Source organism: Salinivibrio siamensis (assembly GCF_001996005.1).
GTDB classification, from domain to species: Bacteria; Pseudomonadota; Gammaproteobacteria; order Enterobacterales; family Vibrionaceae; genus Salinivibrio; species Salinivibrio siamensis.
This window is the reverse complement of the sequence record NZ_MUFB01000004.1, coordinates 29,744-53,661: the sequence shown is the minus strand read 5'-3', so window position 1 is coordinate 53,661 and position 23,918 is coordinate 29,744. Positions and strand designations below refer to the sequence as shown.

The following is a 23,918-nucleotide window of genomic DNA, read 5'->3' as shown; positions in this document are numbered from 1 at the left end:
CGGACGCATCGCGACGCTTGGTGATTTCTCAGACGATTTTGGGTTGACCATCCGAGGCGGTGGCGCCGCCATCAACGGGGAGGTTAACACCGGAAATAAATGATGCATCGTCACTGACAAGAAATGCGACCGCAGACGCGACTTCTTCAGGCTCTGCCGGACGACCTAGTGCGATACGTTCATTGAACTTTTCCCGCACCGATTCAGGCCAGCCATTGGTCATGTTGGTCTTGACCAAGCTAGGACAGACGGCATTAATGCGCACGCCTTGAAGGCCGTGATCGAGTGCCATGGCACGTGTCAAGTTCACAACGGCGCCTTTGGCGGCACAGTAAAAAGCCGCGCCCCAATCACCGCCTAGGCCTGATACTGATGCCGTGTTTACCATTGAACCTTTGGTTTTAATTAACTCAGGCATGGCGTATTTGGCGCAAAAAACCACACCATCAATATCTACCCCTGATACTTTCTCCCAGTCAGCCAGAGTGCCGTCAATGACCGAACCAGGCGTATGCACCCCAGCGTTATTGATTAGTATATCTAGCTGTCCAAAGTGAGACACGACGTCTTGAATCATCGCTTCTACCGCTTTTGGATCTGACACATCGACAGAGAGCTTCAAGACGCGATCAGCATCGTATTTTGCTGCAGTGTCATTTAATGCCGCTTGGTTCCAGTCTGCAATGGCCACTTTGGCACCTTCTTGATAGAGGCGGTCGGTAATGGCTGCGCCAATGCCGTTGGCTGCGCCAGTAATCAATGCGACTTTTTGGTTAATACCTTTCATTGTGTTCTCCTTTTTATCTGATTGATCAAGCAAATACCGGATCCATACTGCCGGCCTCACGCGGGGCCATCAGCTTGAAGTTGTCACTGTAATCAACAGGAATTGCGATCACTGCGGGTCCTTCGGTGTCCATGGCTTGTTTTAATTGACTGGCGAGCTCTTCTTGGCGAGTGACCGCAAAGCCTTTAGCACCAAACGCCTCGGCGTAGGCTTTAAAGTCAATCGGGCCGAATTTCACACCGGAAAAGCGCTGATATTTTTTGACCTCTTGCATCTCTACCATGTTGTAGGCGTTGTCCACCCAAATAATGTGTAGCAAGTTGCATTTGAGGCGCACAGCAGTTTCAAGCTCCATGCTCGATTGCATAAACCCACCGTCTCCGGAAACGGACACCACTTTGCGATCGGGATTGAGCAAGCTAGCACCAATTCCCCAAGGAAGGGCGACGCCCATGGTTTGTTGACCGTTCGAGACCAACAATTGACGGGAACGGAAGCAGTTGAGGTAACGGGCAATCCAAATGTGGAAACTACCCATGTCCAAGCACAAGGTTGTGTCTGGGGTGATCACATCCTGCATCACTTTGATTAGGTGTAACGGATGCAAAGCAAACTCTTGGTGTGATTGGCTGTAGGTACGGATCGCTTGGCGTTGGTGGGCGACTTCCTCGAGCACATCGACGGTGGTAGACGGCATCAGCCAGTGATGATCGAGCTGCTCGGTGAGAGCTTTCAGGGTAGGCTCAATTTGGCCAACGAGCTCAACGCTGGGGCGATAGTAATGCTCGATTTCCGCAGGCTCGACATCAATATGCACGATGTCTGTGTGTTGGGTATTCCAAAGTTCAGGGTCGTATTCAATCGGGCTAAAGCCAATGGTGATGATAAGGTCTGCATCTGCGAGCAATAGATCGCCGGGCTGGTTGTTGAACAAACCCACCCGACCCGCAAAGCGCTGGTAGTAGCTGATATCAACAGTACCTGCCGCCTGATAGGTGCCGAGAACGGGTAATTGGGTACGGTTAAGCAGAGTACGAATAGCGGCGGCATTCTCGGGGCGACTGGCTTGCAAACCTAGAAGGAACACCGGATTTTTCGCCGCTTTGATTTTATTGGCCGCTTCGCTGATGGCTCGCGTATCTGCCATGCCGGGCTGCGCGGGGAAGGTCGGTGCGAGGATATCACTTTCAACGCGTTCGTTGAGAATGTCCATGGGCAGACTGACAAAGGCAGCGCCGGGGCGGTCGCTTTCTGCTGAGCGGAAGGCATTGGCAAGGATCTCAGACGCAGCAGTGCTGGCTTGAACCTCGGCGCTGTATTTGGTGACGGAGCGGAATACGCTCACGGTATCAAGGCTTTGGTGGGTTTGTTTTTGTTGATCGGCCCGTTTTACGGCGCCCCCTAATGCGACCAAGGGATCGCCTTCTGAGGTTGCGGTTGCCAGACCGGTGACCAAGTTGGCACAGCCTGGGCCAGAGGTCACCATAGTCACACCCGCCTTACCGGTTAGACGGCCGACGACGCCTGCCATAAAGGCACCATTCGCCTCGTGACGAACGGGAATCATCTTAATGTTGGTGTCTTCAACCGCGTCAAAGAGACGGTCGATTTTGGCACCAGGAATACCAAAAATGTATTCCACACCTTGGCGCTCTAGGTGATTTGCGATCAGTTGTGCGCCATTGTCCCACTGTGTTTTTGTAGTCATGCTGGGCTCCTCGTGAGGTTGCCTCCCAATGGGAGGTGATATTATTTTTCTGCTTGTTCGATAGCGGCGTGTATGTTGTCCGGCGTTAAATTCGCGCCGAGAAAGCTGGCATTGGTCGGAAGATCAATGACCAGTTTAGAGACCCGTCCAATTTGCAAGGTGCCACAAGCCAATTCGTAGTCTTGGACATGGCCACCGCCTTGGCGTGTGTCAGTGATAAAGTGCTCGTGATAGCCAGCGACATTGATCCCTTGGGTATATTGTGGGCTGCGAAAACCAGCAATCACGCCATTAACATGGTCAAAGCGAAACTCAGGTTGTGCAGCGATGGCCTCAAGCATAGGTTTGTACGGCGGAGTTTGTTTGGGCACAGTGCGAGTGCGCACATGCTCAAAGGCACCATCGATACGAACCGCACAAAAAATGTTATCGCTTGGCACCAAGCTATCGATGACATCATGCAGCTCTTGGCGCGACATGGGGTGATCAAAAAACTGGCTGATCTCTGGCTTGAAGAAGGTCATGACCGCAAAGGGGGTCTTTTGGTCCGGGTCGGCATGGCGTGCCGAACCATCACCGCGCAGCTGAAATATGGTTTTATCAAAGGCGATGAGCTCACCGTCGAGTTGGTTGAATGTGCCGAGGCCGAAGTCGCCATGTTTGAGGAGATCGGCCATGGTGGTGTCGCCCTCGTAGATGCCATCAATCAAGGCACTCATCAGGGAGGTTTGATAGATTTCGCCTTCACCCGTGTGTTGGTGATGCTCAACGTAGGCGGCCGCAATGTGCTCGGCACAGTGGCAGGTTTGGGTGCTCATAAAGCGTCCTCGTTAACCGTATTTAACGACCGTTCTGATAATCAAACGGTTCGTTGCGTGAAACCTATAGTTATGATGCGAGCTGACGTGAATAGCATCCAATACAAAAAAGGTTGGCTTTGATATCGAAAAGATATGGCACATAAAAAACGTGGTAAGATACTGAATATCAGAGACTTCTCAGAGGTAGAGTCATGGAGCTAAGGTATTTACGGTATTTTGTAACGGTGGCAGAGTGCCGACACTTCACCCGCGCAGCCGAAAAATTGGGCATTGCGCAACCACCACTGAGTCAACAAATTAAAAAGCTGGAGCAAGAGGTGGGTGTGCCTTTGTTTGAGCGTTTGTCGCGTGGGGTGGCGCTAACGCCGGCCGGTCAGGTGCTCTATGATGATGCGGTGAAAATCTTGGCGCAGTTGGATCACGCCGTGCAGCGGGTCAAACAAGTAGCACGAGGAGAGCGGAATCAGCTTCGGCTTGGGTTTGCCAGCTCGACAGTGGTGAGCCAAGCCGTGTTGGAGCTTGTTCGGCGATTACAGCAAGCCCATCCAGAGATTGATTTTCAACCAATAGAGCTGCCCATGCCTTCTTTGGTGGAAACCTTGCGCCAGCAGGATGTCGATCTCGCCTTTCTTCGCCTGCCGTGTTATGCCAGTGAACACGTGGCGCACACGCCGCTGTTTCCTGACCCATTTAAGCTAGTGGTGCCTGCTAATCATACCTTTGCTAAGCAGCAAAGCGTGACGTTGTCACAATTAGGCGGTGACCCGATTATTCTGTTTCCGCGTGATATTGGCCCAGGGTTACATGATGCTTTGGTGGACGCATTAAAAGGAGCAGGACTGGCACCATCAAATGCTTCGCTAGCGCCGCAATTGCATTCGGCAACAGCGATGGTGTCAGCGGGGTTTGGGATTGCCTTGGTGCCTGAATCATTGACCACACAGCTGAGCGATCATGTCGCTGTCGTCGCGGTTGAAGATATGCCGTTAGTCAGCCACGTTGTACTCGCGTGGCAGCGCACCAATACCGCTCAGGGTGTGCGTCGGTGTATTCATACCGCACGTGAACAAAGTGAACGGTTAGCGTCAGAGGCCTTCATGGGCGACTAAGATTGCTGAGCTGCACGTTGCAGAAATTCCAACTGCATTCGCTCTTGCTCACTCATTTGATAGGGCTCGTCGGATAACTGTCCGGTGTCAAAAACACCGAGTGAATAATGATCCTGTGGGCTGATGCCAAATTGTGCCCGCTCACCGGGATAGCCCGACATACGCTCAATCACCACGTCTTTCAGTTGCCATTCATCGCCATAGCCACGCATCGAGGCTCGAAAAGCGCGTAGCTCTAGCGTTTGCTCGCCCTCACTGAGGCGTGTCTTATTGGTTAATACCGCAACGGGTTGATCGTCAGCAGTAAATAGATTAGCACGTACCCGATAAATACCGCCTTTGTCGATATCCATAACGAGCGGGATAACCATATCCGGCCCGCGGCCGAAAACTGGCTTCACCCCTTTCACTTCCGCAATGGGCTGATAAAGACGAAAGTCGGCGGTGAGCACATCGTCGCCCCCATCAAAACTGAGGGCTGCTTTAAGACGAAGCTCGACAGGCCAATCGGCTTCGGGCTCAATGCTCCACTGTGTATCTGTGACATCGAGGTGGGTCAATTCCCGATTAGCCTCGACATCAATGACCGACAAAGTCGCCTGATTAAAAGAGGCAGGGGTGACCAGTGAGGCTTGGATATTTTCTGGATAAAAGTAACGGTATTGGTTGAGCTTTAATGCCGCTTTCACTGAGCCATCGAGAATTGGTATTGGGGTCGAGATATGTTGATTCCAGTGTAAATACGGGCTTTGTTTTGATGGAATGGGGATCGAGTAGTCGGGATGCTGGATTTGCTCTGCATAATCGGCGGCAATGTAGCTCAGTGTCGGCGCCATCGAGGTTTTCATCACATCGGGCTCGGCAGGTTGAGCTTGTGCCTTGTGGCGCGTGGTATCAGGAAGGGAGGAGGCGGCTTCACGCATATCCGGGGGTGAAGGTGTGTGGCCACGTTCGGTCGTCGTTTGATGTGTCAGCGTGTCTGGTGCATCCAGCCATAAATACGCTGTCGTTCCCATTGATACGACCAAGGTTACTGCGAGCAGCAGTCTAGTCATAGTAATCCCTAATTAATGTGTTACAGCCACGGTAGCACAGGAAAGAAAAGCGAATAAATCCAACCCGCTGCCCTTATCTCGATGAAAGGGCAGCTTTGTTAATCACGTCACAGCCTGTCCGAAATCATTGTGGGAGAGCATGAACCAGCTCTGACAAGGTGTCACGGTCTGAATCACGGACATAACGGTACTTCTTACCAAACCAGCCATCTTCGTCAATGGTCTCGACAGCGATACGAGACTGATCGCCGAGCTTAAGCTCAGGATCGGTGGCTGTTACTTTGCCTTTATGCCAAGGATTAAAGATAGTCAGATGGCTATACTTATCGCCCATCAATAGCGGGTAGTGTGAGGGCATAAAGCGTCGAACCCCTTTGTGGACATAATCTAATTGGCCATCAAACTCAATGGCGGTTGAACAACTATCAAATGCATCGACATCGGCGGCACCACAGGCCGAGTGGGCGGCGACCACGCCATCGTCGCTGCCTGGTATAAAGGGTGATGTCGCCCCTAAGAAGTCAGAGCCATTGCCCACAAAACGAATACGCGGTACACGGTTATCAGGCCACATGGCGAGTTGGCGCGCGTTTGCCACTTTCAAGTCGTTCAGTACGCCGATATTGTCTTTGCTGGGGAGTTGTCCCATCCACAGTGACACGGCTTTTTTCATCGCATGATTTAGCCAACCACCACCTTCAGCAACATTCACCGCGATGTTGGCCAGTTCAACGCCGCCGCCTGCGCCTGCAAAGTCAAAGGTGCCGACAATGTTGAGTGGCTCGAGCCCTGCGTTATTCAGCCAGTTTGCTTGGTTGTCTAACAGGTAGCGTGCCACCAAGTCGCCGGTAGAGTGGGTCACTAAAATGCAGCCGGACAGACAGGTTTCTTGCTCGGAAAGCGTTTTTAATGCAGGCCATAGATAGTCTGACGCAATCTTTCCTTTGATCCGCTCGTGAGCGGGCCAATCGATACGGGCATCAGCATGCTGTAACCAGTAGTTTTGCCAGTAGTTTGAACCATCTACGGCTACTTGATCACGATCTGGTCGGCTTTGTAGTTGATCGGGTTGAAAGCCATGGATTAAAACGACTTTGTAGGGTCCTATGGCTGCAAAACTTGCAGCAGAGAACAATGCAGAGAGGATGAAGAGTGTTTTATAAATATATTTCATTATTGTTGCCAACCTGTTTTGAGTAAACACTCAGTATTTATAGCTGATTATAAACTCATTGCCATAGTAATAAATGGGTCAGCAAAAGAAAATTTAAACGAAAAAAAGAAGAATGCACCCTATCCATACCCTTGTTTTGTATAGTAAATGACCGTATTTTGTGTGAGCAGACATCAGCTGAACCCAGTATTAACCATATATTCTAAGGGGTTAATATTTTTATGAATAAACGGGTTAATCACATCATTTCTTGAAATGTGATCTTGTTTCTAAATAAAACGATGTTTATCGCACTAAATAACTGATTGTTTTATTATTAAAAGAAAAAACTATGATTTATTTCGACAATGTCGCAAGGAAACTCCACAACGATCACAAGTCAACTCGAATTGGATTTCGCGAGACGCTTGTCCTTGAGTGCCTTCTGCAGCACGCACCGCAAGCCGTCAGTAAGCAGACGCTGATCTGTTATAGCTGGGGGAGTGAGTACATTGGTCAGACGTCGCTGGCTAAATCAGTCAGTGCTTTGCGGCGCGCCTTGATCGCAATAGGTGCAGACGCTTCATTGGTGGTCACGGTCCCTAAGTATGGCTACCGATTAACACAAGGCATGATCGCTCATCATACCGCTGAGCCCGCATGTAGTGAGGTGGATGACGTTACGCCATTACCTCAACCTTCCCTCCCTCAAACAGGGCGATCCTCACATCCTCAGCCATCAAGTCCGGCTCAGCGTAAAGTGCCTCTCTACCGGCAGTGTTTGTTGATTGCGATAACACTATTGCTGTGCGTGGCAACAAGCGTGTTTGTGGTTGGAAAAATGAATGGATGGCGGTGGAGTGATTGGGTTCAGCGAGGAGGGTTAAATCAAAAGCGTGTTGGGGCGCTTTACGTGTTTTACCCGCCCGGTAGTGAGCTCGGCTTTTCTATAGAGCAATTTTTAACTCATAGCCAGTGTAACTGCCTTGTTTATATTGAAAAAAAACACAAGTACTCCACCTTTCTTTTTGTTTCAAAGCAGACCCATCGGAGCACTTTTATTCGATACTCTCCGCTCAATATTATTCAATCGACACAAAAAATAGATGAATTTCTTCAGCAGGAAAAATAATACGCTAGATTCATAAGCAACAACTAAATTTATTCTCATGCCTAAACATGATGTTCTTGATAGGCCAAAAAATAGAGCCTTAACTCTATTTTCATCGCCAGCTTCCTCCTTTCTATTATTGAATGAAAATCACATTGAATATTTGGTGTTTTTTTGAATGCCTAGCGGTAACTTTATGAAGTTTAGGAGGAATTAATTTCAACGCTTTTCATTATTTTTTATTGAACCGTTATGAAAGGGTAAGGGCTGCGACGACCATGACAGTCGCACTATGACTCTTATTTAAGGTTCAATAAGGAATACGTCAAATGGCTAATACAATACGTGTAACGGCGCTCACTGTGTCCAGCCTATCAGTACTGGTTTATGCTGGGCTCGCGCAGGCAAATATTTACCCTGATCAAATTGTGCTCGATAACTTAGGTGATGACCAATGTCGCGCGAATTACCGCCCCCTTACTGCCGATGAAGCAAGCACACATCGTCATTTTCTGATGGATCGCATGGGACAGTGGCAGATTTCCGGCCTAGAAGGTGATTGGGCCATTATGGGCAGTGGATACAACGGTGAAATCAAGCAATACGGCCAGACGGCCGATACTTGGTGTTATCCAGAAAACGATGAGGGCGAAATCCCTCATTATGCTGCCAAGAGCATCCCTGAGGGCACAGAACTTGATATCCAGTATGCACTCGTGAATAACCGCAGTGAGTTTGTTAAACCACTGAGCTATCTCGCGCATTATCTCGGTTATGCATGGGTAGGTGGCAACCACAGTGACTATGTCGGTGAAGATATGGACGTCTGGCGCTCAGGTGATAAGTGGCATATTCGCGGTAATAATGACGGGGGCTGTGATGGCTATCGTTGTAGTGATAAGACCACTATCACGGTCGATAATTTTGCTTATACCCTCAATGATAGCGATTTCTGGCACGGTGATGTGGTCGAGTCTGATCGCCAGTTAGTTAAAACTGTTTCAGCGGTAGCACGGAATAATACCGATATTGATCAACAGGTTGTGGTCGATCTTAAAGTCGATGAATCCACCAGTTGGGAAAAAACCAACACCTATGGCTTTTCACAAAAAGTGGAAACTGAAAACAGTTTTGATTGGCCGCTGGTGGGTGAGACCAAGTTAACCATTTCTTTTGAGGCAAACCAAAGTTTTGCCAGCAGCAATGGCGGCGCGAGCAGCGAGCAAGTGACCTTGCAAGCACGTCCTTTCGTTCCAGCACACTCAGAGATCCCCATCCGTGTTGAGTTATATCGCTCAAGCATTTCGTATCCTTATCGCTTCGGCGCAGACATCAGTTATGACGTTAACTTTAACGGTTTCTTGCGCTGGGGCGGCAATGCATGGCACTCCCATCCAGACAATCGCCCTACACATGACCATACCTTCACCATGGGCCGCAGTAGCCAGCCGTCTGCCGATATTGCCTATCAGTGGCATCATCGTTATATCCCAGGTGAAGTAAAATGGTGGGACTGGAGTTGGGCCATTGAGAAATACGGCCTACAGAGTATGCAATGGGCAACAGGCAAAAGCTTACGTCCTTTCTACTCCCACGTATCTGGCGATTTCTATGCAGAGTCACAATACGCGGGCACCATCGAAGTCGGACAAGCGAAGTCGCAAACCTCTCGTCAAACGCGCAGTAAGCGGTCTGCGACGCCCATGGCAAGTCATGATAGCGCAAATGGGGTGGAGCTCATTTCCAACTTTGATTCGGATGAGTTGGCCGCACTCGGATTTGAAAATGCTGAACTGACGATTAAACCCGCTCAGTAAGCCGAAAAAGCAGGCAATCAGCAAACGTGCCGCACCCAAGAGGTGCGGCTTTTTTTCATGTGGCGGGTGGGGGAACGTCTCACTTCAAAATCTTGTTCTACAGTTGTAGAAGGTTGAACTCGGCGTCAAGGAGCCATAATGAAACTCTATTTACAAATCCTGGCCTTCTATTTGATGAGCGTTGCACCCACTTGGGCTGCCGATGTACTGCTGGTTCAGAGTTATCATAAAGAATACGGCTGGGATGAAAGCTATATCCGTGGGCTTGAAAGTACGCTTGGCGATGATGTGACGTTACATACTTTTGAAATGGATACTAAGCGTTTACCCAGGTCTCAGTTTGACGCGCAAGCAGATAAAGCGTTGGCGCTTTATCAAAAGATTAGCCCCGAGGTCGTTGTTCTTGGAGATGATAATGCGTTGAGCCATATGCTGCCGAGACTGAGAAACAAAGATATCGATATAGTGTTTTTAGGTATTAACTCCAATCCACGCCGATTAATGGCGAAATACGCCGGTACGGCGCGAGTCACTGGTGTGTTGGAGCGCCCCTTGTTTGCTCGCAGTATGAAAGAGATGAGCGAATTACTAGGGAAAGATCAAATGAAGGTAAAAATCCTCTTTGATGCGGGCACCACGGCGACGATTGCAACCGATCACATCACCAACCAATATGAAGATTTGAAACAACAGCTGGGTATCGATGTGACCATCGAAAATCACCGCTTGTTTTCGTCTTGGAAAAACTCAGTAGAGCAATCCGATGATTACGACGCGATTGTGGTTGGTTTATACCAAATTATCCGCAATGAGTCGGACAAAGTGGTTGATGCCAATAAAGTGCTCTCATGGACTAATGAAAACAGTGAGACACCTTTGTTTGGCTTTTGGGACTTTTCGGTCGGGAAAGGCCAAACTGCTGGCGGGGTCGTGCTATTTGGCGAATCCCAAGGTATACAAGCGGGCAAATACGTCAACCGCGTGTTGGCGGGTGAAGAAGCCTCGGAAATTTCGGTTATTCATGGCAAAAAAGGGAGAGCCATTTATAGCGCCACAGAATTTGAGCGCTGGGGGCTGACTCCTCCGACACATTGGCGAAATATCGACTAGTTTGTCTGTCTCACTTGCCATTGAGCGTTTTTATATAGTGAGCGGGTGTGCCACCGTAAAGACTGTCAGGTGGCACATCTTGTTTCACCACGGCGTTTGCTGCAATGACACTGCGCGCGCCGATCGTCACGCCTTGGCAGATCACCACATTGCCGCCAATCCACACATCGTCTTCCACCACGATGGGTTTGCACCAGGTCTCCCACGAGCGGCGGCTTTGATAATCTAGAGAGTGGGTGGGAGTGTAAAACTGGGTATTGGGGCCAATCAGCACATGGTCACCGATAGTGATCGGGGCGCCATCGAGCATAGTGACATTTATATTGATTAAGGTATTGCTGCCAACCCGAATGGTCTCACCAAATTCACAATGGAACGGCGGTTGGATCACCGAACCTTCGCCGATAGCACTTAATAACTCGCGCAGCAGTTGCTGCCTTGTCGTCGTCTCTATTGTTTGATTGAATGCCAGTAAGGTTCGTGTGGCATGGTCTCGCCTGATATCAATGGATCCATCACTGTCATCGAAGACAAGTCCTTGGCACATTTTTTCCCATTCGGTCATGGTTTCTCCTTATTATTCGTGAACAGTGATACAAGACCAGTCATGACGGCATTATCTCAGTTTGTGGGAGCGTGAAAACAGAAATCATTCCTTAAGCGTTTTTCCTCTTTCTATTATTTTCCTCCTCCTATGGAAATCGAACAAAAAAGCGCCACTCGGCAGTGGCGCTTGGTAGCATTTTTTTAGTGCTTAGTGCTTAGCGATCAGCGAAAGTAAACACGCACATCGGTTTGGCTTCGGCTTCCATCGCCCGTGAGCAGCAGGTGCAGACGTTGCTGATCACGTAAATCGACCTCGATATACTGGTTGCTGCCCGGCACGTCTGAAACGGCTTGATTTTGTGCTTGCGTTGGCCAGTAATCCTCGGCGGCGAATACGCTCAGATCGCCCGCGTCACCATCCGCCATGACCCACACTTGCGCTTTGGCTGCGCCTTCAGGCACATCGGCATACAGGTAACGACGTTGATAAACGCTGATGCTATTGGGGCTCGCGACGTTAAGCTGAGCCGGGCGCAAGTCATCGGTGCCAGCCGGTGTTTCAGGCTGTGGCTCTGGCGTTGGCTCGGGATCGACTTGGCCTTCCGCATTTACCGCGACGGTGACATCGGTAAAGTCTCCACGTCCGGTGACACTTAAGGTATAGCGGCCTGGTTCTACATCATTAAGCGTCACGGTTTCATGACTGGTTTGGTTCCACTCGGTGGCATCAAAATCGTAATAGTGTGCTTGACGACCTTTCGCCACGTAGAGATCCGCGTTTCCTTGTCCGGCAATGCTAAATGTAAGCGCATTGGCAGGCTGGGCAATATCAATCTGATACAGGTGCTCACTGTACGCTTGTCCACTAATGGTGACCGTTTGTCCCAATGATAGCGTTGTTACCTCTGGCTGCTCTGGCTCGGGATCAGGGTCTGGACGTGGTAGTTCACCGCCACCGGTATTATCCAAAGTGTTCAGCCACTGCGCAAAGGCCTGGTCATAACGATGGCCATAGTCTTTGACTAAATTTGCCCACTGCTCGAATTTCCCGGTGCGCCCGGCTTCAACCAAGGTTTCTACAGCATCTGGATGCTGTTCAAACAAGAAGCGTACCGCCAAATAGCCCCAGCGATACACACGATTAACATCATCTTGGTAAGTGGTGGCAAAGACTTCACTGAGTGAATAGCCGCCTTCTTTACCCAAGCGTATGGCGTCGGCATAATCATCGCCATGGGCCATATACTCCGCAAAGCCTTCAAGCCACCACACCGTATGACCGTGGCGAAGTACGTCGTTGAAATCGCCGTACATATTAAAGCGCCCATCCAGATAGTGAACGTACTCGTGCTCAAGGTTCCAAATGGAAAGCGATTGGCCATTATCATTACGGTACGCGATAAAACGAGCTTGGTTATCTGGATCGGCAGGGTTACCTTCTAAGTATTGGCCGCCATTGTCCGTCGAGTTACCAAACAAAAATGAGGAATAGGTTTTGTAGTCGGACGGGTTATCAAATACCACGACTTCAACACTGTCGTTTAGATCATCGGCGACGGCCTGATAGCCTGAGTTCACGGTTTGATGGAAGGCCACTTCTTTTTGATGCAGGCTTTCGCATGCTTGTTGCGATTGGGCCTGTGTCATGCTTTGTGAGCGAATGATCGCCGGGCCTTCACATTGGTGGCGATAAGGTACCACTTTGGCTTCCAGTGTCGCTTTGGCGTCAGACAGACCTAATTCGGTCATTTTATCGGGGGCGTAAGCATCCACCATTTCTACCATGCCTACCCAAACCGCGTCGTTTTTGCCGCCCAGTGGGAAACGTGGTAACAGGTCGCGATAATGACTCATCACACGATCTCGCACGCTGGCTTGTGGCGCCATCAATAGCCGCCCCATTTCACGGACGGTATTCGACACCAATAGTGCACCGTGCTCGCTGTTGGACAGTTGTGGGTTATCCAACACGAATTGATAGAGACGGTCAATCAATGAGAGATCGGCAGCAAGCTCGTCATAAAAGGCCTGACGTGATTGGTGGCCTGCCATGGCACGGAAAAGGTTATTCAGTGCATCCGCGTAACGGCGTTCATGTAAGCGATCTTGCCTGAGATTTTCAAGCAGTTGAATTTGTAGGTCCAAAGTTTGCGGTAAACGCTTGATGCTATCGGCCATCAGCGTTAAGCCATGCAAGGCATCGGTTTGGGCGCTACCCTTTGCCGTTGCGTAGGGCGAGCGCAAAAATGTGTTGATGGCATCAGCAAGGCGGTTGTCTAGTGCGTCCGAAAAGTCGGCGTTCGCTTTATCACTATAAAAGCGAACATAGTAGGCGGCGCGCACATACTCGGCTAAGTTAGCAATTTGGCGGGCTTGGCTGTCATCCCCTTGATAATTGGCAATGGTCTGTGCGAGGCGCTGCGTCACTTTGTTTACAAAGGTTTCTTGGTAGACGTTGTAATATCGAATAGACGTGGTGTCGTACCAGCTGGTAAAGCAACTGCGTTCAGCACTCATAATGGCTTGGAGCGGTGTGTTACTGGCCGCTAAATCGGCAATATCACATTGAGCATCAGCCCATGCACTGGTGCTACTAAAGGCGGCAAGCGCAATGAGTGCCGATAGAGTTTTGGGTCGGGAAGGAAATAGTGTATACATTTCAAGCTCCTAGATATGATTAGGCGGAGCCGTTATAACGATTTTCCCGACACTATTGGTTTAATCAGCCTAAAAATTAGGGCTTGGTTCCGTTTTCTTTTTAAAGTCTGCTAGTGACGTATCACTGCGGGTCTTTTTCTCGCAGGTGTAGTTTGGCGATCCGTTTCGTCACTGTATACACGCGCTTTAGCGATTCGGTCCACTCCATCTCGATACTAAAAAGTTGCAAGCGGTTGGTGTCATGCTCTACCAAGCGCTCGGCTTGATGGGCAAGCACTTTATCCAATAGCGCGTTAAGCGCACGTTTGGTATGCAGTACTTGTTTCGCGCGTTTATTATCACCACGTCGAATGGCATTCACGCTATCTAGCAGCGCATGTGTGACTTTTTCTTGAATATTATCAAGGATTTCACGCATTTCATCACTGATATCGATCTCAGCATGCAGTGATTTATCCATGATGGGCACCAAGGTGTCTTCAATCAGATCAGCAATGCTCTCAAGCTGATCGGTCATGCTAATTAGGGTGATCTGTCGGTCACTCTGTGCTTGCGTGAGAGGCTCTTTACGCAATCGACCGAGATAAAAAAGCACATGTCCGTGCAAAATATCGACTTGATGCTCAAGCTCATCGATTTTCTCTAACGCATGATTAGCCGCTTCTCGCTCTTGCTGGGAAGCTAATTTAGAAGTGAGAGGCGGGAGTGCATTCATCATATTGCAAACTCGGCGTCCGATGCGTCCAATCTCGAGCTGGGCTTGATCCATGGCAATATCGGGTGTCATCAGCAGTTCTTTGGAGAGATATTTCGGTGAAACAATAGGTTGTTCACTTGGTGCAGGCTTACGAGTTTTAGGGACAATCTTCTTTGCAAGCCAAACAAACCCGCCGATAAACGGCAACATGACAAGTGTATTGACGACGTTGAATAGGGTGTTGGCATTGGCAATTTGACGAGGAAGTTCAGCCCCTAAGCGTTCAACGCCCGTGAGATCAGGATGGCTCGGCGACAGTGCGACGCTCCAATCACTCAAAACACTGATCAATGGAAGCCATATCAACACCCCGATAATATTAAACAGAATATGCACACTGGCGGTTTGTTTGGCCTCCCGCGATTTACCGATAGCGGCGAGGAGGGCTGTCACACAGGTGCCGACGTTGGCGCCCATTGCGAGTGCGATCCCGCTTTCAAGCGAGATAAAGCCTTGCCCCGCAAGGACGATGACAATCCCGGTTGTCGCAGATGAAGACTGCACTAATGCGGTAAACAAGGCCGCAAGTAAAATGGCAAAAAAAGGATTGTGCATTTTCGCCATGGCATCAATAAATGGCTGATAATCGCGCAGAGGCGACATTGCCTCACTCATCACATTCATCCCTGTGAAGATCAACCCCAATCCGAATAGCATTTTACCGTATTGCTTGGTTTTATCGGCTTTGGCCGTAAATTCAATTAAAAAGCCGATAGCGACCATCAGATAGGCAGCTTGAGTGATTTTAAAGGCCACAATCTGGGCGGTAATGGTTGTCCCGATATTGGCCCCCATGATCACCCCAGTTGCTTGCGCGAGCGACATTAACCCTGCGGAAATGAAACCGATGAGCAATACGGTGGTGACAGAAGAGGATTGAATGGTGGCTGTGACTCCCGCGCCCGTTAAAACACCGGCGACACGGTTGGTGGTGAGTTTGGCGAGTAAGGATTTGAGTCGGCTTCCAGCGGCGTTTTTCAGCGCATTAGACATTTTTTCCATGCCATATAAGAACAGCGCTAAGCCACCGAGCAGCCCCATCAACATGGTGAGGGTGTGGAGCGAAGACGCGTCCGTGTTCGCTGCCCATGCAAGGGTGGGGAGTAGAAATAAGAGGATGGCCAAACAGCGCCACTGCCATGTATTACTCAACGCGGTTAGTCGCATTTATCGCCTCTACATTGCTAGATTATCACCAGTAATCATTAACATAGATGCAATAAAACCGTAATGCGAGCGGCGCGATGACGTTGCACGAAGCATTGACGGGAATAATCGCTAGGGGATCACACTCTTGGCGTAACGTGAGGAGGTGTTAACTCAAATAAAGCGGCCGAAAGAAGTCGGCCGCAGAGAAATTAGCCTTGGCAGCTGCCTTGATACTGCCAAACCCATTGGTTAGTGAAAGGGTCTATGCCCCAGTTATCTTGCGTGGCCTGGAATAGATGCCCTTGATACTGAACGGTGACGCCTGCTGGATAATAGTTGTATCCACCCCAAGTCGGCATATTGGTACAGCGGTTGGTATCTACCCCGCGATCGTCAAGGCGTGCTAACACGTTGGTCGCATAATCACGCGCCCCCACGACAGTGACGTACAGATCCATGCCCTGAATTTGGCTAAAGCCACAGTACTCTTCGTTGCCCGCATTCGTTGAGGCGCAGTCGTTATCATTGACGGTTGCAGGGCGACCTACCGCGGCATATAAATCTACTTCGCCGTGACCACGATAGGTTTGCAGCCAAACAGTGCCGCGAGGCGCATTGTGTACCACGAACTGGTAACCAGCGCCCGCGGGCCCTTGGATTTGCACGGGCTGATCGAGTGTCAGTGGCAAGATTTCTGGATCAGGTTGTGGCTCTGGGTCTGGCGTAGGGTTGCCTCCCGTTCCTTGGCAACCTTGGGTTTGAATGCCCACTTCTGCAAAGGCTTGGCTTACTGCTCCGGCTGGGTAGTTTAATGCTTTGGCCGCTTCGCAAATGCCTTCCGCGCCTTGCTGGAAGCTGGAGTTTGGGCGCCAATAAAGCTGGTTTGCTGTCGCAAATGCCTTAAAGGCCTTTTTGATATTCCATTGATCGCTGGTGGCGAGATGATAGAAAGCTTTGTTAAAGATGCCAGAGCTAAAGTGCACATCGATGCCAGAGTAATAGCGGTTCACATGACCAATTGAGCGTCCATCTTGGCTTGGGTTGATGAAATAACGCATAGCTTCGCTATGTTTCATCACGTCTTCACCCATTTTCCAGTTAAACTCACCAAATACGTACTGTCCCAGAGCCGCTGCGGCGACATCCGAGAAAGACTCATTCATCCCACCGGACATGCCTCGGTACTCAAGCCCTGAGTTTTGCTCGGTAAAACCATGGCTCACTTCGTGAGCAATGACATCCCAAGTGGTTAGGGGATACATGCTGCGATTACCGTCGCCGAAGGTCATTTGCCTGCCATCCCAAAAAGCATTGCCATAACCTTGGCCGTAGTGGACGCGCATGGTGAGCTTTTGTCGAATCGGACGTATACCGAGCCAGTCTTGGTACATATCAAATACTTTCTGGCCAAAAAACTGCGCATCATTCATCGGCGCATACGCACCGTTGACTTGACGGTAGGTGTTTTGTGGGCAATTGAACTGATGAACCTCTCCGCCCCATTCGCGGTTATTCATGTTTAATGTCACCACATTCGGGCTATCCATTTGGCAGTCGCGGTTGACTTGAAAGCTACCTAGTTCGGTGTTGGGACCAAAGTTAAATCGACCGCTCTTTTGGTTACCGCCGGGACCCCCCGCCTCTAGGTGCGCGATGCCGTCCCAGCTATCGAGGATCTCGCCAGACTTAGCATCAACAATTTTCATCGGACGCGAAGGGTGACCGTTGTCGCTGGCAAGGTAGTCAACTTTGTAGACTAGGCGCGCTGTTTGTTGTTTATCCAGCCAGACCAAGAGTTCTGTGTTCGCATCGGCTTGGTGAAAATGCCGATTGCCTTGGCTTGTTTGACCTTGTGCAATTGCAATGGCCTGCTGCTGATTAATCATCGGTAGCGTACCACCGATATCTTGCTCGATATCAGTGACAACGTCACCTTTTACGCTGGGCGCGAAGCCGCGTGCGGTGGTATTTTCGACTACCGAATAACCGTAAACGGGAACGCCATGATGCAGCTGCTGCTTGCGCACCAAGGCTTTATTACCCACTTGTAGGCGTGATTTTTCACGAAAGCTTAGTGCTGGCGATGATGCCGTCATTGCGCGTGACTGATCATGGTTTAATGCCGCGCTCAAATCTAAGCTTGAGGCATCGACCACATTGGCAGCCTGAGCAGGTATCGCTAATGGAAGGGTTAAAGCGAGTAGCGTTTTACGCATAGTTTCCTCTTCATACTACAACGAGTTAAAAATCGTTGGTTACTATCCATAGTGTGCGTCTAGCGGGGGTTTTTTAGCGGTGAGAATGAGGATTTGGTTCAAAAAATGTCTAGAAAAATGGAACTGATATTAGGTTTTTACGTTTTATGCACAAAATAAAAGACAACGCTAGCGATTGTTAAAAAAATGATTCAAGCGTTGCACTTTCGCGACTATGCTAGCTAAGGGATTCGATATCGGGAGTAATACTGTGAGTCACTCATATTGGCGGCTTTTTCAGCGGATGGTGTTATTAGCCTTGTGCTTAACGGTGACGCCTGTAATGGCCAACCAACGGGCTTGGCAGTCGCCTGATTTTATTGTCGATGCGTTTTATCGTATTGCGTTTAAAAGTGAGTATGTGCAAGGTGAGCAAGGCGTCCGCAAGTGGGAAGGCCCGATCCGTTATCATGTGGCGCACCCAATCAACGAGAGCCAGCTGCATGATGATCTTGTCACATATCACGTTTCACACCTCGAAACGCTAACTGGCATCGACTTTACCCCCACCGACATTCCGCAGCGCGCCAATCTCACCATCATGTTTACTAATCACGACCGCTTTTTAGATGATGCGCGCAAGCAATTTGCCAATGCGGATGTCTCCCCGTTACAAGATGCCGTTTGTGCTGCTAATTTTAGAGTCAATAAGCAGGGTGCGATTCGTTATGCAGCGGTCGTTATTCCCGTTGATTTGGCGCGATCCAAAGGGAAGCTCGTGGCCTGTGTGGTGGAAGAGTTGACCCAAGTGATGGGACTGCCTAATGACGATGACCGGGTTTTTCCATCGATTTTTAATGACCGCACGCCACAGCAGCTTTTGACTGGGCTGGATGGCTTACTGCTAAGATTGTTGTATCTCGACGAGATAGAAGCAGGGCAAGATTGGCAAACGGCGCAAGCTATCATTCGGCCTGTCGTTGAACAGTGGGCTCGTGATGGCACCATCGATAATGCACACCGAAGTGTAAAAACCGGTGAGCTTTATCGTTTACTCGGCTGGTAGCCCACCGATAGATCGAGCTATTTATCCATTGGTTTGCTCAATAACACAAATTGTTTAAAGTGATTTAGACATTTCGCCAACTTCGACAACACTTAAAGTACTGGACAACAGATTGTCATGACGATTAAGGGAGGCGACATGGAGTCGATCACCGTTAAAGATTATATGAATAAACGCCCGGTAACCTTTTCACCGGATATGCCGCTTTCCAGTGCACTGGAAAAACTGCTCCGCAGTCAGCAGACCGGTGGACCTGTGGTGGATGCTAACAAGCGTTTGGTTGGCTTTATTTCTGAGCAAGATATGTTGCAACAGCTATTGCGCGACAGCTATCACTGTCAAGATTCACACGCCGTGGCTGATTGCATGACCAGTAATGCCTTGGCGGTTGAATCTGAGGATAGCATTATCAAATTGGCTGAAATGATGGCGCCGACCAAACCTAAACTGTACCCCGTGGTCGACGAGGGCAAGTTGGTGGGTATTATCACCCGGCGGGATGTCTTAAGAGCCATCAGTATGCAAATGGGTGAATGTCTTACCCATCCTGTTTGAGGTTTGTTAATTGCGCACCTTACAATCGGGGTAAGGTGCGCCGATTTTAGTATTGATACCCGCGTCGCTTCTCTTGCTCTCTCCTCCTACCTTACGACTATCTCACCGCGCTTTATCGCTGCCCAAGTACAAAAACCGAACGAATTGTGGTTGTTTTTCATTCAGTCTTATGTGCTGGTAAGTCAATTTTAATCCTGCCTATTTAAGTAGTTACTTGCTATATGGCGATATATAGTTCGATTGTTGGTGCTTGTTTTACGTTTTTCTGCTATTGTGCTGCCCATTGGTAGCGGGCAGTTATCGCGAGGTTGAGGCGTAAAAAAGCCCAAGCGCGGCAGCAAAACGATAAGCAGGATGCTGGAGTATCGTGAAGTGTGGCTAACCCGTATTGACGTTAATGTGAACGTAAATGAGGTAAAACAAAGGTCAAATTAAATAATCAGGGAGGATGAGGTGAGAGAAACAAAGAGGTTATATGTATCAACTCAATTCAATTGGTGCGCTAGAATCATTCCTGATTGCCATCGGTGTCCTTTTTTTAGGCCATTTTGTTAATTCAAAAATCCCCGCATTGCGCAAGTTTAATATCCCAGAGCCGATTGTGGGCGGGTTAATCATTGCGTGTGTTATATCTGTATTACATTACAACGGTATCGATTTTAAGTTTAGTCTGCCACTAAAAGATACGTTCATGTTGATGTTTTTTGCTACCGTTGGTCTGGCAGCAAATTATAAACAATTGGTAARAGGTGGTTTAAAGGTATTTTGGTTTCTTGCCATCGCATCTGTGTACATCATTATACAAAACGCCATTGGTGTCAGTTTTGCGTCGATGCTTGGCTTGGATCCTCTGATGGGACTGGTCGCTGGCTCCATTACCCTGTCCGGCGGGCATGGTACTGGCGCCGCTTGGGCACAGATATTAACCGATGAGTATGGTATTCAAAGTACCCTCGAAATTGCCATGGCGTCGGCAACACTCGGCCTTGTGATTGGCGGTATCATTGGTAGTCCAGTTGCTCAGCGTTTGATTAATAAACATCAGCTTGAGTCTGAATATGGGCGTGGCACCACAACACACGAAAAATATCCCGAACTTGTGACTTACAATGAAAATGAAGAAGATAAAGTAACAGCGAAGAAAGTCATTGAAGTCTTATTTATTTTACTACTTTGTATTACGGGGGCTCGCCATTTATCTGAGTGGGTAAACGGGTTTAATATTGAATGGCTCATGGTACCTGACTTTGTTTATGCTTTATTCTTGGGTGTGATTGTTACGAATACGCTAGAGGTCTTTAAACTCAGAAAGCTAGAGTCAGAAACCGTGGATATGGTAGGGACCGTCTCTCTATCCTTATTTTTAGCGATGGCGCTGATGACGCTCAAGCTGTGGAACATTCTCGACTTAGCGGTGCCATYTTTAATTATTTTGGCGATTCAATCGGTGGTTATCGGTTTATTCAGTTATTACGTCACGTTTAAGCTGATGGGGAGCAATTATACAGGGGCCGTTATTGCTGGCGGGCATTGTGGTTTTGGCCTTGGCGCCACCCCGACCGCGGTAATGAATATGGGCTCAATTGTGAATCGCTTCGGTCCCGCGCCCCAAGCCTTTATGGTGGTGCCGATTGTGGGGGCTTTCTTTATCGATATTGTTAACCTCCTAATATTACAGGGCTATATTTTTATTATCCAATAGGCGCATTGCGCTCAGCCATCATGGCTGGGCGCATCTTTTTCCTGCTGTTGTGCAGCGTTTGGCAAAACAAATGAGAGTTGTTTCGATAAGCGCTTGACTCTGGAGTGGGCTCCAACCCTTATACTGACCACAAGATAATGACACAACGACCAAAGAAGGAGTCGATCATGTGTAAGCATTGTGGACATCACCACTGTCATCAGCCACATCACCAAACGGTTTCTCAGTCTGCGCAGACGGTAACGAATAGCTGCCAAGCGTCGAGCTGCTGTGCAAGTCACCAAGACGGAGAGGGCAGTGCGGGCGATGACGACCCCGACAGGCCTCACACCTCGTGTAACGATACCTGCGAGAATGCATCTTCGGCGTCATCCCCGTCATGGTCCTCTGTAACCCATGAGTGGGGGGTGACCGGTATGGATTGTCCAAGCTGTGCTGGCAAACTTGAAAAGGCGATTCATGCCACGCCGGGTGTAGAGAGCGCACAAGTGCTGTTTGCGACTGAAAAGCTACGCGTCGCTTTGACTCACGAAGCGCCAACAATCGATACTCGCTCTGCGATTCAGCAAGCCGCGAAAAAAGCCGGTTTTCCGCTGGTTCCCTTGAATCAAACCGCCACTGCGCCTTCTGGCTGGCTGAAATGGCGTGATGATGCTCTGCTGTTTGGTCTAATGGGCATGATGTTGGTGGCTTGGGGACTAGATTATTGGTCCGCTTCTTTATCCGATTGGTTATTTACTGCTGCGACTGTAGTCGGACTGGCACCCATTGTGCTTAAAGCGGCTCGGCTTGCCCGCCAAGGATCGCCATTTTCGATAGAAACCTTAATGAGCATTGCAGCCATCGGGGCCCTGTATCTGGGAGAAACCACGGAAGCGGCGATGGTACTTGTGCTGTTTCTTATTGGCGAGCGGTTAGAGGGGTATGCCTCTACACGTGCCCGTGATGGTATCCAGTCACTCATGGCGTTAGTGCCAGAAACCGTGACGCGGATTGATCGTCATGGTTCGCGTGAGACAGTCGCGGCCAGTGATCTAGAGCCGGGTGATCGGATTGAAATCAGTGCCGGTGAGCGGCTCCCCGCGGATGGGCAACTGATGGAAGGTGCCGCCAGTTTCGACCAAAGTGCGCTGACAGGTGAACCTATTCCCGTCGATATCGACGCGGGTGATACCGTGATGGCGGGCAGCTTGGCAACTGATAAAACCGTACAGCTGACCGTGACATCCGCACAGGGCGAAAATGCCATTGACCGTATTTTGCGTCTCATCGAGCAGGCCGAGTCGAAAAAAGCGCCGATTGAGCGATTTATTGACAAGTTCAGTCGCTGGTACACGCCGGCAATGATTGGGCTCGCCGCGCTGGTTGTGGTGATTCCACCCCTGTTCTTTGCCGCCAGCTGGCAAGAATGGTTATACCGAGGGTTAGCGCTATTGTTGATCGCGTGCCCATGTGCGCTCGTGATTTCGACACCTGCGGCGATTACTTCAGGGCTTGCCACCGCGGCACGCCGTGGCGCTTTGATCAAAGGTGGAGCAGCGTTAGAGACACTCGCCAGTATCAATGCCGTCTCATTGGATAAGACAGGTACCTTGACCGAAGGTAAACCCATGGTGACCGATGTTCGCGCATGGCACGGTGATAAGAGCGCTCTGCTTCAAGCGGCGACGGCGATAGAGCGTGGCAGTCACCACCCCTTGGCGAAATCCTTGGTGTTGTATAGCGCCGAGCGTGGTCTATCGGTACCGGATGCCTCGCATATTCAAGCGAATGCTGGCCGTGGCGTGCAAGGCATGGTCGAAGGACAAGCCGTCAGGTTGGTTGCATTGGATAAAGTGGCAGAGTCGACGTTAAACCACGCGCAATATCAAGAGGCCCAATCGGTGGCCGAGCGCGGGGTGACGGTTGCGGTTGTGCTCATTGACGAGCAACCACAAGGGATGATCGGCTGGCGAGATACACTGCGACATGATGCGCGAGAAGCCATCGAGCAATTGCGCGCTATGGGCATCCAGCCTGTGATGTTGACCGGCGATAACCCGACCTCAGCCGCTGAAATTGCCCGCGAACTGGATATTGATTACCGCGCGGGGCTCCTGCCGGAGAACAAGGTTGAGGCGGTAGAAGCGCTGGCGGAGCAATATCGTATCGCCATGGTTGGCGATGGCATTAATGACGCACCGGCCATGAAAGCGTCTCACGTGGGTGTTGCGATGGGAAGTGGTACCGATGTGGCGCTAGAAACGGCTGAGGCGGCATTGAGTCATAACCGGCTGGTCGAGTTACCAAGAGTACTGCAACTGGCGCGAGCGACCCAAGCGAATGTACGGCAAAACATCACGATCGCATTAGGGCTTAAAGGGGTGTTTTTGGTGACGAGTGTACTCGGTATCACAGGACTTTGGGTCGCGGTGCTGGCTGATAGCGGGGCCACGGCGTTAGTCACGCTGAATGCGCTACGCTTACTTCGTGACCCGCGCTAAAAACCAGGGCAAAGGCTGTCTGCTTTTGCCTTTATAAAGTGATAACGATCTCTAAATTCTGAAATCTGTAATATTCAATATGGTAATAGGTCGATGGTGGTCACACAAAAGGCGTAAAATTTGGGTATCCTAACCA

The 23,918-nt window shown here is 49.7% G+C and carries 17 protein-coding genes; 8 read left to right on the top strand and 9 right to left on the bottom strand.

The window, feature by feature from the left end:
- Window positions 1–28: 28 nt before the first annotated feature.
- Genes BZG73_RS03365 through budA form a run of 3 tightly spaced genes read right to left on the bottom strand, consistent with a single transcriptional unit; the run spans window position 29 to window position 3,313 of the window.
- On the bottom strand, window positions 29–787 hold the full coding sequence (locus BZG73_RS03365) for an SDR family NAD(P)-dependent oxidoreductase (protein ID WP_077667587.1): 759 nt from the start codon (window positions 785–787) through the stop codon (window positions 29–31).
- A gap of 25 nt (window positions 788–812) precedes the next feature.
- Window positions 813–2,495: an acetolactate synthase AlsS gene (gene alsS / locus BZG73_RS03360; protein ID WP_077667586.1), complete on the bottom strand. Its 1,683-nt coding sequence runs from the start codon at window positions 2,493–2,495 to the stop codon at window positions 813–815.
- A 41-nt stretch (window positions 2,496–2,536) separates the two neighbouring features.
- Window positions 2,537–3,313 (bottom strand): acetolactate decarboxylase, encoded by a 777-nt coding sequence (budA, locus tag BZG73_RS03355; RefSeq protein ID WP_077667585.1) that lies wholly within the window; start codon window positions 3,311–3,313, stop codon window positions 2,537–2,539.
- A 194-nt stretch (window positions 3,314–3,507) separates the two neighbouring features.
- Between budA and BZG73_RS03350 the strand changes: the two genes are divergently transcribed.
- A complete protein-coding gene (locus tag BZG73_RS03350; protein WP_077667584.1) occupies window positions 3,508–4,425 on the top strand; it encodes a LysR family transcriptional regulator in 918 nt (305 codons plus the stop codon).
- Here the strand turns inward: BZG73_RS03350 and BZG73_RS03345 are convergent.
- Together BZG73_RS03345 and BZG73_RS03340 are read right to left on the bottom strand one after the other, a co-directional pair.
- Window positions 4,422–5,480, bottom strand: a complete 1,059-nt coding sequence (locus BZG73_RS03345) for a hypothetical protein (RefSeq protein ID WP_077667583.1) — start codon at window positions 5,478–5,480, stop codon at window positions 4,422–4,424. The two genes, BZG73_RS03350 and BZG73_RS03345, sit on opposite strands and share 4 nt — an antisense overlap.
- Window positions 5,481–5,604: 124 nt before the next feature.
- The gene (locus BZG73_RS03340; protein ID WP_077667582.1) at window positions 5,605–6,654 is read right to left on the bottom strand and encodes a hypothetical protein; all 1,050 of its coding nucleotides are present in this window, start codon (window positions 6,652–6,654) and stop codon (window positions 5,605–5,607) included.
- A gap of 331 nt (window positions 6,655–6,985) precedes the next feature.
- On the opposite strand from BZG73_RS03340, the gene BZG73_RS03335 reads away from it, so the two are divergent.
- The 3 genes from BZG73_RS03335 to BZG73_RS03325 all read left to right on the top strand — a co-directional run bounded on the left by BZG73_RS03335 (window position 6,986) and on the right by BZG73_RS03325 (window position 10,671).
- Window positions 6,986–7,765, top strand: a complete 780-nt coding sequence (locus BZG73_RS03335) for a transcriptional regulator (RefSeq protein ID WP_077667581.1) — start codon at window positions 6,986–6,988, stop codon at window positions 7,763–7,765.
- Between the two features lie 308 nt (window positions 7,766–8,073).
- Window positions 8,074–9,561, top strand: a complete 1,488-nt coding sequence (locus BZG73_RS03330; RefSeq protein ID WP_077667580.1) for an aerolysin family beta-barrel pore-forming toxin — start codon at window positions 8,074–8,076, stop codon at window positions 9,559–9,561.
- A 138-nt stretch (window positions 9,562–9,699) separates the two neighbouring features.
- Window positions 9,700–10,671 carry an ABC transporter substrate-binding protein gene (locus BZG73_RS03325; protein WP_077667579.1) on the top strand — a complete coding sequence of 324 codons (972 nt, stop codon included), beginning with the start codon at window positions 9,700–9,702 and terminating at the stop codon, window positions 10,669–10,671.
- A 10-nt stretch (window positions 10,672–10,681) separates the two neighbouring features.
- Here the strand turns inward: BZG73_RS03325 and BZG73_RS03320 are convergent, their stop codons facing one another.
- From BZG73_RS03320 to BZG73_RS03305, 4 genes are all read right to left on the bottom strand, one after another.
- Window positions 10,682–11,236 (bottom strand): sugar O-acetyltransferase, encoded by a 555-nt coding sequence (locus tag BZG73_RS03320; protein ID WP_077667578.1) that lies wholly within the window; start codon window positions 11,234–11,236, stop codon window positions 10,682–10,684.
- Between the two features lie 203 nt (window positions 11,237–11,439).
- Window positions 11,440–13,875 (bottom strand): M9 family metallopeptidase, encoded by a 2,436-nt coding sequence (locus tag BZG73_RS03315; protein ID WP_077667577.1) that lies wholly within the window; start codon window positions 13,873–13,875, stop codon window positions 11,440–11,442.
- 121 nt (window positions 13,876–13,996) lie between these two features.
- The gene (locus BZG73_RS03310; protein WP_077577982.1) at window positions 13,997–15,679 is read right to left on the bottom strand and encodes a Na/Pi cotransporter family protein; all 1,683 of its coding nucleotides are present in this window, start codon (window positions 15,677–15,679) and stop codon (window positions 13,997–13,999) included.
- Between the two features lie 311 nt (window positions 15,680–15,990).
- The gene (locus BZG73_RS03305) at window positions 15,991–17,997 is read right to left on the bottom strand and encodes a M4 family metallopeptidase (protein WP_077667576.1); all 2,007 of its coding nucleotides are present in this window, start codon (window positions 17,995–17,997) and stop codon (window positions 15,991–15,993) included.
- Window positions 17,998–18,247: 250 nt separating this feature from the next.
- Here BZG73_RS03305 and BZG73_RS03300 point away from each other — a divergent pair, with 250 nt between their 5' ends.
- From BZG73_RS03300 to BZG73_RS03285, 4 genes are all read left to right on the top strand, one after another.
- Window positions 18,248–19,042, top strand: coding sequence for a DUF2927 domain-containing protein (locus BZG73_RS03300; protein WP_158075262.1), 795 nt, complete (start codon window positions 18,248–18,250; stop codon window positions 19,040–19,042).
- A gap of 138 nt (window positions 19,043–19,180) precedes the next feature.
- Complete coding sequence (locus tag BZG73_RS03295) at window positions 19,181–19,597, top strand: CBS domain-containing protein (protein WP_046073384.1); 417 nt, start codon at window positions 19,181–19,183, stop codon at window positions 19,595–19,597.
- Between the two features lie 475 nt (window positions 19,598–20,072).
- Window positions 20,073–21,299 carry a sodium/glutamate symporter gene (gene gltS, locus BZG73_RS03290; protein ID WP_077667574.1) on the top strand — a complete coding sequence of 409 codons (1,227 nt, stop codon included), beginning with the start codon at window positions 20,073–20,075 and terminating at the stop codon, window positions 21,297–21,299.
- Window positions 21,300–21,466: 167 nt separating this feature from the next.
- Entirely contained in the window at window positions 21,467–23,782 is a 2,316-nt protein-coding gene (locus BZG73_RS03285; RefSeq protein WP_077667573.1) for a zinc/cadmium/mercury/lead-transporting ATPase, read from the top strand.
- Window positions 23,783–23,918 lie beyond the last annotated feature (136 nt).

Coding starts and splice junctions, on each gene's coding strand:
- BZG73_RS03340 (WP_077667582.1), bottom strand. CDS start 6,654: ATGAAATATATTTATAAAACACTCTTCATCCTCTCTGCATTGTTCTCT.
- BZG73_RS03305 (WP_077667576.1), bottom strand. CDS start 17,997: ATGCGTAAAACGCTACTCGCTTTAACCCTTCCATTAGCGATACCTGCT.
- BZG73_RS03350 (WP_077667584.1), top strand. CDS start 3,508: ATGGAGCTAAGGTATTTACGGTATTTTGTAACGGTGGCAGAGTGCCGA.
- BZG73_RS03325 (WP_077667579.1), top strand. CDS start 9,700: ATGAAACTCTATTTACAAATCCTGGCCTTCTATTTGATGAGCGTTGCA.
- BZG73_RS03310 (WP_077577982.1), bottom strand. CDS start 15,679: ATGTTGATGGGGCTGCTCGGTGGCTTAGCGCTGTTCTTATATGGCATG.
- BZG73_RS03345 (WP_077667583.1), bottom strand. CDS start 5,480: ATGACTAGACTGCTGCTCGCAGTAACCTTGGTCGTATCAATGGGAACG.
- BZG73_RS03330 (WP_077667580.1), top strand. CDS start 8,074: ATGGCTAATACAATACGTGTAACGGCGCTCACTGTGTCCAGCCTATCA.
- BZG73_RS03335 (WP_077667581.1), top strand. CDS start 6,986: ATGATTTATTTCGACAATGTCGCAAGGAAACTCCACAACGATCACAAG.
- BZG73_RS03285 (WP_077667573.1), top strand. CDS start 21,467: ATGTGTAAGCATTGTGGACATCACCACTGTCATCAGCCACATCACCAA.
- alsS (WP_077667586.1), bottom strand. CDS start 2,495: ATGACTACAAAAACACAGTGGGACAATGGCGCACAACTGATCGCAAAT.
- BZG73_RS03365 (WP_077667587.1), bottom strand. CDS start 787: ATGAAAGGTATTAACCAAAAAGTCGCATTGATTACTGGCGCAGCCAAC.
- BZG73_RS03295 (WP_046073384.1), top strand. CDS start 19,181: ATGGAGTCGATCACCGTTAAAGATTATATGAATAAACGCCCGGTAACC.
- budA (WP_077667585.1), bottom strand. CDS start 3,313: ATGAGCACCCAAACCTGCCACTGTGCCGAGCACATTGCGGCCGCCTAC.
- BZG73_RS03320 (WP_077667578.1), bottom strand. CDS start 11,236: ATGACCGAATGGGAAAAAATGTGCCAAGGACTTGTCTTCGATGACAGT.
- BZG73_RS03315 (WP_077667577.1), bottom strand. CDS start 13,875: ATGTATACACTATTTCCTTCCCGACCCAAAACTCTATCGGCACTCATT.